At 73.1% G+C, this 12,531-nt stretch carries 11 protein-coding genes and 1 pseudogene; 5 read left to right on the top strand and 7 right to left on the bottom strand.

All coding sequences use genetic code 11. The features are described 5' to 3' along the window. Window positions 1-13: 13 nt before the first annotated feature. From ACWDYF_RS17450 to ACWDYF_RS17460, 3 genes are all read right to left on the bottom strand, one after another. Entirely contained in the window at window positions 14-310 is a 297-nt protein-coding gene (locus ACWDYF_RS17450; RefSeq protein WP_005481602.1) for a DUF4193 domain-containing protein, read from the bottom strand. Window positions 311-704: 394 nt separating this feature from the next. Further along, a complete protein-coding gene (locus ACWDYF_RS17455) occupies window positions 705-1,937 on the bottom strand; it encodes a sensor histidine kinase (protein ID WP_389468697.1) in 1,233 nt (410 codons plus the stop codon). A gap of 6 nt (window positions 1,938-1,943) precedes the next feature. Continuing rightward, window positions 1,944-2,597, bottom strand: coding sequence for a response regulator transcription factor (locus ACWDYF_RS17460; RefSeq protein WP_018564589.1), 654 nt, complete (start codon window positions 2,595-2,597; stop codon window positions 1,944-1,946). Between the two features lie 415 nt (window positions 2,598-3,012). Between ACWDYF_RS17460 and ACWDYF_RS17465 the strand changes: the two genes are divergently transcribed. After that, window positions 3,013-3,186: a hypothetical protein gene (locus ACWDYF_RS17465; RefSeq protein WP_018564590.1), complete on the top strand. Its 174-nt coding sequence runs from the start codon at window positions 3,013-3,015 to the stop codon at window positions 3,184-3,186. Window positions 3,187-3,259: 73 nt separating this feature from the next. On the opposite strand, the gene ACWDYF_RS17470 is transcribed toward ACWDYF_RS17465, so the two are convergent. Together ACWDYF_RS17470 and ACWDYF_RS17475 are read right to left on the bottom strand one after the other, a co-directional pair. Then, window positions 3,260-4,075, bottom strand: coding sequence for an inositol monophosphatase family protein (locus ACWDYF_RS17470; protein ID WP_381740326.1), 816 nt, complete (start codon window positions 4,073-4,075; stop codon window positions 3,260-3,262). An 8-nt stretch (window positions 4,076-4,083) separates the two neighbouring features. Next, window positions 4,084-5,211, bottom strand: a complete 1,128-nt coding sequence (locus ACWDYF_RS17475; RefSeq protein ID WP_389468701.1) for a ferrochelatase — start codon at window positions 5,209-5,211, stop codon at window positions 4,084-4,086. Between the two features lie 126 nt (window positions 5,212-5,337). Here ACWDYF_RS17475 and ACWDYF_RS17480 point away from each other — a divergent pair, with 126 nt between their 5' ends. After that, the gene (locus tag ACWDYF_RS17480) at window positions 5,338-6,576 is read left to right on the top strand and encodes an MFS transporter (RefSeq protein WP_018564593.1); all 1,239 of its coding nucleotides are present in this window, start codon (window positions 5,338-5,340) and stop codon (window positions 6,574-6,576) included. Continuing rightward, complete coding sequence (locus ACWDYF_RS17485) at window positions 6,536-7,855, top strand: D-arabinono-1,4-lactone oxidase (protein ID WP_389468704.1); 1,320 nt, start codon at window positions 6,536-6,538, stop codon at window positions 7,853-7,855. Before ACWDYF_RS17480 ends, ACWDYF_RS17485 begins: the two co-directional genes overlap by 41 nt. Here the strand turns inward: ACWDYF_RS17485 and ACWDYF_RS17490 are convergent. Further along, window positions 7,779-8,669 (bottom strand): hypothetical protein, encoded by an 891-nt coding sequence (locus tag ACWDYF_RS17490; RefSeq protein ID WP_389468706.1) that lies wholly within the window; start codon window positions 8,667-8,669, stop codon window positions 7,779-7,781. The genes ACWDYF_RS17485 and ACWDYF_RS17490 overlap by 77 nt on opposite strands. A 488-nt stretch (window positions 8,670-9,157) precedes the next feature. Here ACWDYF_RS17490 and sepH point away from each other — a divergent pair, with 488 nt between their 5' ends. Then, complete coding sequence (gene sepH, locus ACWDYF_RS17495; protein ID WP_381739550.1) at window positions 9,158-10,204, top strand: septation protein SepH; 1,047 nt, start codon at window positions 9,158-9,160, stop codon at window positions 10,202-10,204. 70 nt (window positions 10,205-10,274) lie between these two features. On the opposite strand, the pseudogene ACWDYF_RS17500 reads toward sepH, so the two are convergent. Continuing rightward, window positions 10,275-11,126: pseudogene (locus tag ACWDYF_RS17500) on the bottom strand (sulfurtransferase). A gap of 243 nt (window positions 11,127-11,369) precedes the next feature. Between ACWDYF_RS17500 and ACWDYF_RS17505 the strand changes: the two are divergent. After that, complete coding sequence (locus ACWDYF_RS17505; RefSeq protein WP_389468710.1) at window positions 11,370-12,224, top strand: VOC family protein; 855 nt, start codon at window positions 11,370-11,372, stop codon at window positions 12,222-12,224. Window positions 12,225-12,531: the final 307 nt, after the last annotated feature.

Consider the following 12,531-nt stretch of genomic DNA (forward strand, 5'->3'; position numbering starts at 1 on the left):
GGCCGACCCTGCCTCAGTCGCAGTCGCGGCAGATCGGCTGACCGTTCTTCTCCCGGGCCAGCTGACTGCGGTGGTGCACCAGGAAGCAGCTCATGCAGGTGAACTCGTCCTGCTGCTTGGGCAGCACCCGGACGGCCAGTTCCTCGTTGGACAGGTCGGCGCCGGGCAGTTCGAGACCTTCGGCGGCCTCGAACTCGTCGACGTCCACAGCGGAGGTCGACTTGTCGTTCCGCCTGGCCTTCAGCTCTTCCAGGCTGTCCGAGTCGACGTCGTCGTCGGTCTTGCGTGGAGTGTCGTAATCGGTTGCCATGTGTCGCTCTCCCCCTCTGGGTGTCTGCGGTGTCTCCAGCGCACGTAACGCGTGAGAGGCCGGACTTGTGCCCGACCTGAGGCGGAGATTTTGCCTCACATCAAGGTCTGTTACTCAATCGACACCCAACCGGACTCCTCAAGAGTGATCGGCTTGGATGGCGATGGGGACCGTACACGGTCCTAATGCCGCACTTCAAAGCGGTCTCACCGTGTACTTCCCGTGATCAGGACCCCTGAAAACCCGGACTTTCCGGACTTTTCACCAAGCTTCATGATCACTGACGGTAGGTGGCCGGAAATCCGCCCATGTGATCGATCACACAGCAAGAGGTTGGTGAGAGCCTCCGGAAATTCCGCGCACAGCGAACATCCTCCGTGCGGAGGTCATGATCTCAGACCGGCAGGGTGACACGCATCACGAGGCCGCCGCCCTCGCGCGGCTGGGCCGCGATGTGCCCGCCGTGCGCCCGTGCCACCGAGCGCACGATGGACAGGCCGAGGCCGACGCCCTTGTCGCTGCCGGTGCGCTCGGTGCGCAGCCGCCGGAACGGCTCGAAGATGTTGTCCACCTCGTAGGCCGGGACGACCGGTCCGGTGTTGGTGACGACCAGGACGGCCTGGCCGTGCTGCACATCGGTGGTGACCTCCACCCAGCCGTCCTCGGCCACGTTGTACCGCACCGCGTTCTGCACCAGGTTCAGCGCGATCCGCTCCAGCAGGACGCCGTTGCCCTGGACGACGGCGGGCTTGCGCTCGCCGCGCAGCTCCACGCCCCTGTCCTCGGCCTCCGCGTGCACCTGGTCGATCGCCCGGGAGGCGACCTCGGCCAGGTCCACCGGCTTGCGCTCGACGATCTGGTTGTCGCTGCGCGCGAGCAGCAGCAGGCCCTCCACGAGCTGCTCGCTGCGCTCGTTGGTGGCCAGCAGCGTCTTGCCCAGCTGCTGGAGCTCCACGGGCGCCCCGGGGTCGGACAGGTGCACCTCCAGCAGGGTGCGGTTGATCGCGAGCGGGGTGCGCAGCTCGTGCGAGGCGTTGCCCACGAAGCGCTGCTGGGCGGTGAAGGCGCGCTGGAGCCGCTCCAGCATGTCGTCGAAGGTGTCCGCCAGCTCCTTCAGCTCGTCGTCGGGGCCGTCCAGCTCGATCCGCCGGGACAGGTCGGAGCCGGCCACCGCGCGCGCGGTGCGGGTGATCCGGCCCAGCGGGGCCAGCACCCGGCCGGCCATGGCGTAGCCGAAGGCGAAGGCGATCACGGCGAGCCCGAGCAGGGCCAGCAGCGAGCGGCTGAGCAGGTCGTTCAGGGCGTGCTCGCGCTGGAGGTTCACGCAGTCGTTCAGGGCGCGGTTGAGCTCCCCGGCCGGGGCCGAGGACGGGAGGTTGCACGTATTGCTGGAGACTCCCCCGGAGACGATCTCGAAGGGCAGCTTGCTGCCCACGTTCAGCGCGTTGGCGGCGAGCAGGTAGATGATCGACAGCAGCAGGATCCCGGCGATCAGGAACATGCCGCCGTACAGCAGGGTGAGCCGTATCCGGATGGTGGGGCGCAGCCACGGGAAGGGCGGCTCGGGCCGCCGGGGGTCCCAGGTGGGCTTGGGGGGCGCCTGGGGCGGCGCGGGCGTCGCGGCCACGGCGGATCAGATCCGGTAGCCGGAGCCGGGCACGGTGACGATCACCGGGGGTTCGCCCAGCTTGCGGCGCAGGGTCATCACCGTGACCCGGACCACGTTGGTGAACGGGTCGGTGTTCTCGTCCCAGGCCTTCTCCAGGAGCTGCTCGGCGGAGACGACCGCGCCCTCGCTGCGCATCAGGACCTCCAGCACGGCGAACTCCTTGGGCGCCAGCTGGACCTCCCGGCCGTCGCGGAAGACCTCGCGGCGGTTGGGGTCGAGCTTGATCCCGGCGCGCTCCAGGACGGGCGGCAGGGGCACACTGGTGCGCCGGCCGAGGGCACGCACGCGTGCCGTCAGCTCGCTGAACGCGAAGGGCTTGGGCAGGTAGTCGTCGGCGCCGATCTCCAGGCCCTCGACGCGGTCGCTGACGTCGCCGGAGGCGGTGAGCATCAGTACGCGCGTGGGCATGCCCAGCTCGACGATCCTGCGGCAGACGTCGTCGCCGTGCACCAGCGGGAGGTCGCGGTCCAGGACGACCACGTCGTAGTCGTTGACGCCGATGCGCTCCAGGGCGGCCGCGCCGTCGTACACGACGTCGACGGCCATGGCCTCCCGGCGCAGTCCGGTGGCCACCGCATCGGCGAGCAGCTGCTCGTCCTCGACGACGAGTACGCGCACGTCGCTTGTCCTTCCTGTGTCCGCCCGCGCGGCATTGTTCGGGCACACGCGGGCAGGGGTCTTCATGAGTGTGTGCCTCCATCCTGCCCTTTTCGGCCATAAGTCGGCTGTAAGCCGGGGTCCGGGGCGGGACGTACGGGCGGTCGCGGGGCGGGAATGGGGAAGTTTCTCGGGGTGTTGAGGTTTCCGCGGGAGGGAGCGGGGGGAGGACGGCTTTACACCCCGCGATCACGCTCTGCATGTACCGCACCACCATGCGGTACGCCGCGTTCCGCTTCGGCAGAGTGGGCGTGGGTGTCCGGCACGGTCGCCGCCCGGCAGGGCAGCGCTGGGCACCTGATGGAGACGTGATCGCCCCTTCCCGACGGCACACCCCCGTGCCACCGACCCACGACCCAGGACGAGGGGGCGCAGCATGGACGCATTCACCGCAGGACTTCTGCAGCGCATAAAGACGACCGAGTCCGACCTCACGCGGGCCCGCGACGAGGGCGACGACTTCCTCGTCGAGGTGGAGCTGGCCGAACTCGACGACCTGCGCCGCCTCGCCGCCGAGCACGGTGTGGAGGTCGGCATGTCCGGCGTCTGACCGGACCGCACGGAGAACGGGACCCCGGCGAATCCAGCGCCGGGGTCCCGTTCCGCTGTGCGGGGGCCGGTCCTCAGTCGTGCCAGGCGCCGAGGTTCTCCAGATGGCCCTGGAGCGGCCCGAACACGCCGGGGGTGGCGGCCACGGCCAGTTCGCCGGAGACGCGCTGTCCGGGGCGCCCGCCGGTCAGGGCGCCCGCCTCCCGGGCGATCAGGTCGCCGGCCGCGTGGTCCCAGGGGTGCAGTCCGCGCTCGTAGTAGCCGTCGAGGCGGCCCGCGGCCACGTCGCACAGGTCGAGCGCGGCCGAGCCGGCCCGCCGGATGTCGCGGACCAGCGGGATCAGCCGCCCGGCGACCTCGGCCTGGTGGCGGCGGACGTCGGTGACGTAGTTGAAGCCGGTGGAGACCAGGGCCCGGTCCAGCGGGGCGTCCGCGCGGCAGGTGAGCCGGCGTTCCCCGGCCCAGGATCCGGTGGCCCAGGCGCCGCGGCCGCGCACCGCGCGGAAGGTCTCCGCGCGCATCGGGGCGGTGACGACGCCCACCAGGGTCTCGCCGTCCTGTTCGGCCGCGATGGAGACGGCCCAGGAGGGCAGCCCGTAGAGGTAGTTCACGGTGCCGTCGAGCGGGTCGATGATCCAGCGGATGCCGCTGGTGCCCTCGGTGGCGGCGCCCTCCTCGCCGAGGAAGCCGTCGTCGGGGCGCCGGTCGGCGATCAGGCCGGTGATCAGTTTCTCGGCCGCGATGTCCATCTCGGTGACGACGTCGACCGGGCTGGACTTGGTGGCGGCCACCCCGAGGTCGGCGGGGCGGCCGTCCTTGAGCAGCTCACCGGCGCGGGCGGCGGCCTGGAGGGCGAGCTGGAGCAGTTCCGTGTGCAGGGCGTCGGTCACGGTGTTCCTCACGCGTACGGGCTGTCGGCGCCCGCGGCGGCGGGCCGGGCGGTGCGGGCCGGGCAGCAGCCCACCGGGCACAGGTCGTGGCTCGCGCCGAGCGCTCCCAGGGCGCACGGGGTGACCGCCCGGCCGCTCTCGCGGGCGGCCCGCTCCAGGACCAGGTCGCGCACGGCGGCGGCGAAGCGCGGGTCGGCGCCGACGGTGGCCGAGCGGCGCACCGGCAGGCCCAGCTCCGCGGCCTTGGCGGTGGCCTCCGTGTCGAGGTCGTAGAGGACCTCCATGTGGTCGGAGACGAAGCCGATGGGCGCCATGACGACGGCGGGCACCCCGGCGGCGTGCCGCTCCTCCAGGTGGTCGCAGATGTCCGGCTCCAGCCACGGGATGTGCGGGGCGCCGGAGCGGGACTGGTAGACGAGCTGCCAGGGGTGGTCGACGCCGGTGCGCTCGCGGACCGCTTCGGCGATCAGCCGTGCCACGTCCAGGTGCTCGCGGACGTAGGCGCCGCCGTCGCCGTGCTCCTCGGCGGGGCCCGAGGTGTCGGCGGCCGCGGTCGGGATGGAGTGGGTGGTGAAGGCGATGTGGGCGCCGGCCCGGACGTCCTCGGGGAGGTCGTCGAGGGAGGCGAGCACACCGTCGGTCATGGGCTCGACGAAGCCGGGGTGGTTGAAGTAGTGCCGCAGCTTGTCGACCCTCGGCGGCTCCAGGCCCTCGGCCGCAAGGGCGGCCAGGGAGTCCGCCAGGTTCTCCCGGTACTGGCGGCAGCCCGAGTAGGAGGCGTAGGCGCTGGTGGCCAGGACCAGGACGCGGCGGCGGCCGTCGTGGACCATCTCCCGCAGCGTGTCGGTCAGGTACGGCGCCCAGTTGCGGTTGCCCCAGTAGACCGGCAGGTCCAGGCCGTGCCCGGCGAAGTCCTTGCGCAGGGCGTCCAGCAGGGCGCGGTTCTGGTCGTTGATGGGGCTGACCCCGCCGAACAGGAAGTAGTGCTGCCCCACTTCCTTCAGTCGTTCCTTGGGGATGCCGCGCCCGCGCGTCACGTTCTCCAGGAACGGGACCACGTCGTCCGGCCCTTCCGGACCGCCGAAGGAGAGCAGGAGCAGGGCGTCGTACGGAGTGGGATCCAGCGCGTCTGACATGTCTCGATCCTGCCACCTGGCACCCGCGGCCCGGATTCCGACCCGCATAAGCGGGTGCGTCCCGGGGCGGCGGGGCCGTAAGCTGTATCGACCACCTACACGCCTTACCGGATACCCGGAGACCCCGTGCCCAGCCCCTACCGCGCCCTGTTCGCCGCTCCCGGCTCCAAGGGCTTCTCCGCCGCGGGGTTCCTCGGCCGGATGCCGCTGTCGATGATGGGCATCGGCGTGGTCACGATGATCTCCCAGCTCACCGGGCGCTACGGGCTCGCGGGCGCGCTGTCGGCCACCATCGCGCTGGCCGCCGCCGTGCTCGGACCGCAGATATCCCGCCTGGTCGACCGGCACGGGCAGCGCCGGGTGCTGCGCCCGGCGACCCTGGTCTCGCTGACCGCGGCGGCCGGGCTGCTGCTGACGGCGTACTTCGGCTGGCCGGACTGGGTGCTGTTCGTGTGCGCGGCCGGGATCGGTTCGGTGCCCTCGCTGGGCGCGATGGTCCGGGCCCGCTGGGCGGCGCTGTACCGGGGGACCCCGCAGCTGCACACCGCGTACTCGTTCGAGTCGGTGGTGGACGAGGTCTGCTTCATCTTCGGGCCGATCGTCTCCATCGGGCTCTCCACGGCCTGGTTCCCGGAGGCCGGGCCGCTGCTGGCCGCCTGCTTCCTGGCGGTGGGCGTCTTCTGGCTCACCTCGCAGCGGGCCACCGAGCCCGCGCCGCACCCGCGCGAGCAGCACGGCGGCGGTTCGGCGCTGCGCTCGCGCGGACTCCAGGTGCTGGTGGCCACCTTCGTGGCGACCGGCTCGATCTTCGGCGCGGTGGACGTGGTCACCGTGGCCTTCGCCGACGAGCGCGGGCACAAGGGCGCGGCGAGCGTGGTGCTGGCCCTGTACGCGGCCGGGTCGTGCTCGGCGGGTGTGCTCTTCGGGCTGCTGCGCCCGTCCGGGGCGCCCGGCCGCCGCTGGCTGCTGGGCATATGCGCGATGGCCGTGAGTATGATCCCCCTCCTACTGGTCGGAAACCTGCCGTTTCTGGCCGTGGCGCTGTTCGTCGCGGGCCTGTCCGTCGCTCCCACCATGATCACGACGATGGCCCTCGTCGAAGAGCACGTACCCCGCGCACATCTGACCGAGGGCATGACCTGGGTGAGCACCGGGCTCGCGGTGGGGGTGGCGCTCGGTTCGTCGGTGGCCGGCTGGGTGATCGACGCGGCCGGCGCGCGTTCGGGGTACGGGGTTCCGGCGGTGGCCGGGGCCGTCGCGGTCGCGGTCGGTTTCCTCGGGTACCGCCGGCTGAGCAGGCCGGCACCGGGTCGGGGAGGCACCGTTGAGCAGCACAGCGCGCGCGAAGAACGGCATGTGGCGTAACTGGGGCGGAAACGTCCGGTCCCGTCCGGCGCGGGAGGTGACGCCCGCCTCGGTGGCGGAACTGGCCGCCGCCGTGCGCCGGGCCGCCGAGGACGGACTGCCGGTGAAGGCGGTCGGCACCGGGCACTCCTTCACCGCCATCGCCGCCACCGACGGCCTGCTGGTCCGCCCCCAGCTGCTGACCGGCATCCGCGGCATCGACCGCGAGGCCATGACGGTCACCGTGGAGGCGGGCACCCCGCTCAAGCGGCTCAATCTGGCCCTGGCCCGCGAGGGGCTGTCCCTGACCAACATGGGCGACATCATGGAGCAGACGGTGTCCGGGGCGGTCAGCACCGGCACCCACGGCACCGGGCGCGAGTCGGCCTCCATAGCCGCCCAGATCAAGGGCCTGGAACTGGTCACGGCGGACGGTTCGGTGCTCGCCTGCTCCGAGAAGGAGAACCCCGAGGTCTTCGCCGCGGCCCGGGTGGGGCTCGGCGCGCTCGGCATCATCACGGCGATCACCTTCGCGGTGGAGCCGGTCTTCCTGCTGACCGCCCGCGAGGAGCCGATGCCCCTGGACCGGGTGCTGGCCGAGTTCGACCAGCTCTGGGCGGAGAACGAGCACTTCGAGTTCTACTGGTTCCCGCACACCGGCAGCACCAACACCAAGCGCAACAACCGCAGCGCGGGCCCCGAGGCGCCGGTGGGGCCGGTGGCCGGCTGGTTCGAGGACGAGTTCCTGTCCAACGGCCTCTTCCAGGTGGCCAACTGGGTGGGCCGCGCGGCGCCCGCCGCCGTCCCCGGGATCGCCCGCCTCTCCAGCCGGGCGCTGTCCGCGCGGACCTACACCGACATCCCCTACAAGGTCTTCACCTCGCCGCGCCGGGTGCGCTTCGTGGAGATGGAGTACGCCGTCCCGCGGGCGGCGCTCGCGGACACGCTGCGCGAGCTGAAGGCCATGGTCGACCGCTCGGGGCTGCGGGTGAGCTTCCCGGTGGAGGTGCGCACCGCGCCCGCCGACGACATCACCCTGTCCACCGCGTCCGGCCGGGACAGCGCCTATGTGGCGGTCCACATGTTCCGGGGCACCCCCTACCAGCGGTACTTCACCGAGGCCGAGCGCATCTTCACCGCGCACGAGGGCCGGCCGCACTGGGGGAAGATCCACACCAGGGACGCGGAGTACCTCTCCGGGGTGTATCCGCGCTTCGGCGAGTTCACGGCGCTGCGGGACCGCCTCGATCCGGACCGGCGGTTCCAGAACGACCACCTGCGGCGGGTGCTGGGGCGGTAGCCGAGCCGCCGGGCGCCGGGGTGGTGCCGCCACCGGTGCCCGGGGTGCTGTGCGTGCCCTCGCCCGGGGTGCCGCCCGGGTCCGGGCTCGTCCCGTCCGTGCCGTCCGTGCCGTCCGGGTCACCGCTTCCGGTGCCGGTGCTCGCGCCGGGGGTGGGCGTCGGGCTCACGGACGCGCCCCCGCCGGGGCCGTCGGACGGGTCGCCGTCACCACCGGGGGTGGCGCCGTCACCCGTTCCGGTACTGCTTCCCGGGGAGCCCGGGGAGCTGGACGGCTCCGGGGTGCCGCCGTCCGAGGGCGAGGAGGGTCCGCGGTGGCGGCCGGTGACGGCGTCACCGACCGTGGTGCCGTGGCCGCCGCTGAAGCTGCTGCCGGAGAGCACCTCGTAGGCGGTGATGCCGCCCATGGTGACGCCGAAGACCAGGGCCGCGGCGACCAGCGGCCGCTTCCAGCTCTTGACCCGGGCCCGGTAGACGGTGCCCTCGGAGAACTCGCCGGGTACCGGGCAGGACGGGAGCGGTGGGGTGCCGGACGGTTCGTCCACCACCGGCCGGACCGGGACGGTCACGGTGCGTATCTGCTCGCCGGTGCGCCGGAAGAAGTGCTGGAAGACCGAGCCGCCGCAGGTGGCGACCACGCTGACCAGGCCGGCTCCGAGGATCGTGCCGTAGACGCCGAAGTACGAGGCGAGTTTCGCGGCCACCACCGCCGCCACGGCACTGCCCGCGACCTGGGGCACGCTCAGATCGATCCGCCGCCTCGGCGCCTCCTCCCCCGCGCCCGGCTGACCACCGTTCTCCGGCCTTTCACGCATACCCGGACCTTGCCTCCCTTTCCCGTACGCGGCCGAATCTTCGGGATGAGATCGGCCGACTGCACGAGAAAGGGACGTACGGACGAAACCCTTAGTTCCGTTTCTGGTGATTACGTGAAGTACGCCACGTTCATGATCGCGAAAACGGGTCAGGGGCGGCCAAGTCCCGCCCGGCGCCAGAAGTTGGGCGGCGCGGCGATCCACGCACGTGGTCCGAATGGAGTACTGTTGCGAGCCCTGGGTCCGGTCTCCCGCCGGGGTGTCCGAGACCTGCTGGAACGCCGGGAGGGGGCTGGTTGCACAGGGTGACGCGGTTGGTCACTGATCGTTGTGAACAGGTAACCGTGCCATAACGGCGATCCAGGGCCCGCGCCCGACACGCCGGGCAACTCGGCAAGGTTGTGGCAGGCTGCACCCGGGCAGGCCACACTCGACTAGCGGAAGCAGCGACGCACGTGACGTCGGCAGGCACCACCCGGGAGGTCCCCATGCCCGAACTGCGTGTCGTGGCCGTCTCCAATGACGGCACACGGCTGGTGCTGAAGGCTGCGGACAGCACGGAGTACACGCTTCCGATCGACGAACGGCTCCGCGCCGCCGTGCGCGGCGACCGTCCCCGCCTCGGCCAGATCGAGATCGAGGTGGAGAGCCATCTCCGCCCCCGTGACATCCAGGCGCGGATAAGAGCGGGAGCGACCGCGGAAGAGGTCGCCCAGCTCGCCGGCATCCCCGTGGACCGCGTCCGCCGCTTCGAGGGCCCCGTGCTCGCCGAGCGCGCCTTCATGGCCGAGCGCGCCCGCAAGACCCCGGTCCGCCGCCCCGGCGAGAACTCCGGCCCGCTGCTCGGCGAGGCCGTGCAGGAGCGGCTGCTGCTGCGGGGCGCCGAGAAGGACACCGTGCAGTGGGACTCCTGGCGCCGCGACGACGGCACCTGGGAGGTGCTGCTCGTCTACCGGGTCGCGGGCGAACCGCACTCGGCGAGCTGGACGTACGACCCGCCGCGGCGCCTGGTGCAGGCCGTCGACTCGGAGGCGCGCGCCCTGATCGGCGAGTCCGACGACCTCGGCACGCCCGAGCCCAGCTTCCCGTTCGTGCCCCGCATCGCCCGGCTGCCCCGCGACCGCCCGCTCGACCGGGAGCGGGACCGCGACCGGGACCGTCCCGCGCTGCCCGCCCAGGCGCTGGAACCGGCCGCCGAGGAGGCTTCCGGTGAACGCGACTCGCTGACCAGCCTGCTGGAGGCCGTGCCGAGCTTCCGCGGCGACATGGTGGTGCCCGAGCGCACCCCCGAACCCGCGCAGGAGCCCGACCAGGAGCCGGAGGTGGAGGAGCCGCCCGCGCCCGCCGCGTCCGCCGGGGCCGGGTCCGCCTACGCCGATGTGCTCATGCCCCGCTCGGTCGGCAGCCACCGCGACCGCCTCGTCGGGGCGACCGACCGGCAGGCCGAGGCGGACGGCGTCCGGCCGGGCCGCCGGGCCGCCGTCCCGAGCTGGGACGAGATCGTGTTCGGCACCCGGCGCAAGAAGCAGGAGTGACCGCAAGCGTGTACGGGTGAGGGCCGCACCGGAAGGCGCGGCCCTCACCCGTACGCGTACTCCCCGTCGGCTACTGCGGCTCCGCGCCCGTCGCCACCGGGCGGGACGGGTCCGCGGACCACTCCGACCAGGAACCGACGTACAGCGCGGCCGGGATGCCCGCCACGGCCAGGGCCAGCACCTCGTGCGCGCCGGAGACGCCCGAGCCGCAGTACACACCGACGTGGGTGCCGTCCGCGGCGCCCAGCTCCCCGAACCGCTCGCGCAGCCGCCCGGCGGGCAGGAACCGGCCGTCCGGGCCGACGTTCTCCGTCGTCGGCGCGGACACCGCGCCCGGGATGTGGCCGCCGACCCGGTCGATGGGCTCGACCTCGCCCCGGTAGCGCTCCCCGGCGCGCGCGTCGAACAGCAGTCCGGAGCGGGCCAGCTCCCCCGCGCCGTCGGCGTCGAGCAGTTCCAGGGCGCCCGGCTCCGGGACGAAATCGCCCTCGGCCGGTTCGGGAACCGTCTGCTCCAGCGGGCCGTCCCAGGCCGCCAGGCCCCCGTCGAGCACCCGGACGTCGGGGTGCCCGGTCCAGCGCAGCAGCCATCAGGCGCGCGCCGCCGCCCAGCCCTGCCCGCCGTCGTACACGACGACCGGACGGCCGGAGCCGACCCCGGCACGGCGCATCGCCGCGCCGAACGCGGCGGTGTCGGGCAGCGGGTGGCGGCCGTGCGCGCCCGGCGCGGAGGCGAGTTCGCGGTCCAGGTCGACGAAGACGGCGCCGGGCAGGTGGCCCGACGCGTAGGCCGCGCGCCCGTCGAAGGGCGGTTCGCCCGCGGCCCTGGCCGTGCTGAGCTGCCAGCGGACGTCGAGCAGGACCGGCGCCCCGGGGCCCCCGAGGGCGGCCGCCAGATCGGATGCGGAGATGATGGCGTTCATGGCCACCATCCTTGCGCACGGGGTGGCCGCGGCGTCCAGGTCCCGCTACTCTGCTCGGCCGGACAGGTCCGGTCACCAGGCGTACGGGATCAGCCACATGCTGTGCAGCCGATCGACATCCGTCGGAAAGCACGCCGAAACGGACAGGACACCGCACACGGGGCATCCTCCGGTCATCGTTCCGAGTCCGGAGAGCGAGCGGAATCGACGCGGCCACCGCGAGGGGCCGAGAAGAGAGTGACGATGACTCAGGCACCGGATCCGGCCGACCGGGACGGCCGGGCGAGCGCCCGGCACACGCCCGGGACACCCTGCTGGGTGAGCCTGATGGTGCACGACATGACCGCGACCCAGGGCTTCTACGGCGAGCTGTTCGGCTGGGAGTTCGAGCCGGGTCCCGCCCAGCTCGGCCCCTATGTCCGGGCCCGGCTGGACGGGCGGCAGGTGGCGGGCATCGGCCTGCTGTCGCCCGACCGCCATCTTCCGGTCGCCTGGACCCCGTATCTCGCCTCGGACGACGTGGATGTGACGGCCGAAACGGTACGGCTGTGCGGGGGCACGGTCGGGGTGGGGCCGCTCGACGCGGGCGAGGTCGGCCGGCTGGTGCTCGGCTCCGACCCCTCCGGGGCGGTCTTCGGTGTCTGGCAGGTGCCCGGGGAGCGCGGGGGCGCCGCCGGTGGCCGGCCCGGGGCACCGCTCTGGAACGAGCTGCGCACCTTCGAGACCGCGAACGTCGCCAAGTTCTACGCCTCGCTGTTCGGTTACGAGGAGCGGCGCCCGGAGTCCGGCGGTGCCGGAGCGGGCGAGGAGGGCGCCGACCGGGTGACGCTGTGCCTGGACGGCCGTCCGGTCGCCGGGATCCTCGGCGCGGGGCCCGCGCTGCGGCACGACGGGGGTCCGCACTGGCTGACGTACTTCGAGGTCGCCGACACGGACGCGGCGGTGGAGCGACTGACCGGGCTCGGCGGACGTGTCGTCGCCCCGGCCCACGACACCGCCCGCGGCCGCACCGCCACGGTCACGGACCCGGAGGGCGCCCGCTTCGCGCTGCTCCAGCGCGGCGGCACGGGAGCGGACGGGCGGCGCGCGGCCGGGTGAGGTGAGACGCCGACGGCCCGTGCCCCGGCCCCGGGCACGGCGGGCCTGCGGCCGGTTCCGGGCTCTGGGTGCTCCTGCCGCGCTGGTGTCCGTGACGGGGGCGGGACCCGTCACCGCGGGGGCGGGCTCGGGGCATCGGGCGCGGACGCCGTGTCCCGGTGCGGATCGAGGCCGTGTGCGTGGTCCAGCGGTGTGGCGGATGGCCCGGTGGCCGAAGTGGCGGGACGGTAGCGGCCGTTTCGAGCGGCAGCCCCGGAACGGCGGCGGCCACGCCGGGGCCGCAGGCACGGGCCGGTGACCGCGCCTC

The organism is Streptomyces sp. NPDC003284 (assembly GCF_053589675.1).

What these genes read in the sequence shown, in the direction of transcription:
- ACWDYF_RS17475 (WP_389468701.1), bottom strand. Translation starts at nt 5,211, where the DNA reads ATGTCAGACGCGCTGGATCCCACTCCGTACGACGCCCTGCTCCTGCTC.
- ACWDYF_RS17465 (WP_018564590.1), top strand. Translation starts at nt 3,013, where the DNA reads ATGGACGCATTCACCGCAGGACTTCTGCAGCGCATAAAGACGACCGAG.
- sepH (WP_381739550.1), top strand. Translation starts at nt 9,158, where the DNA reads ATGCCCGAACTGCGTGTCGTGGCCGTCTCCAATGACGGCACACGGCTG.
- ACWDYF_RS17505 (WP_389468710.1), top strand. Translation starts at nt 11,370, where the DNA reads ATGACTCAGGCACCGGATCCGGCCGACCGGGACGGCCGGGCGAGCGCC.
- ACWDYF_RS17450 (WP_005481602.1), bottom strand. Translation starts at nt 310, where the DNA reads ATGGCAACCGATTACGACACTCCACGCAAGACCGACGACGACGTCGAC.
- ACWDYF_RS17490 (WP_389468706.1), bottom strand. Translation starts at nt 8,669, where the DNA reads ATGCGTGAAAGGCCGGAGAACGGTGGTCAGCCGGGCGCGGGGGAGGAG.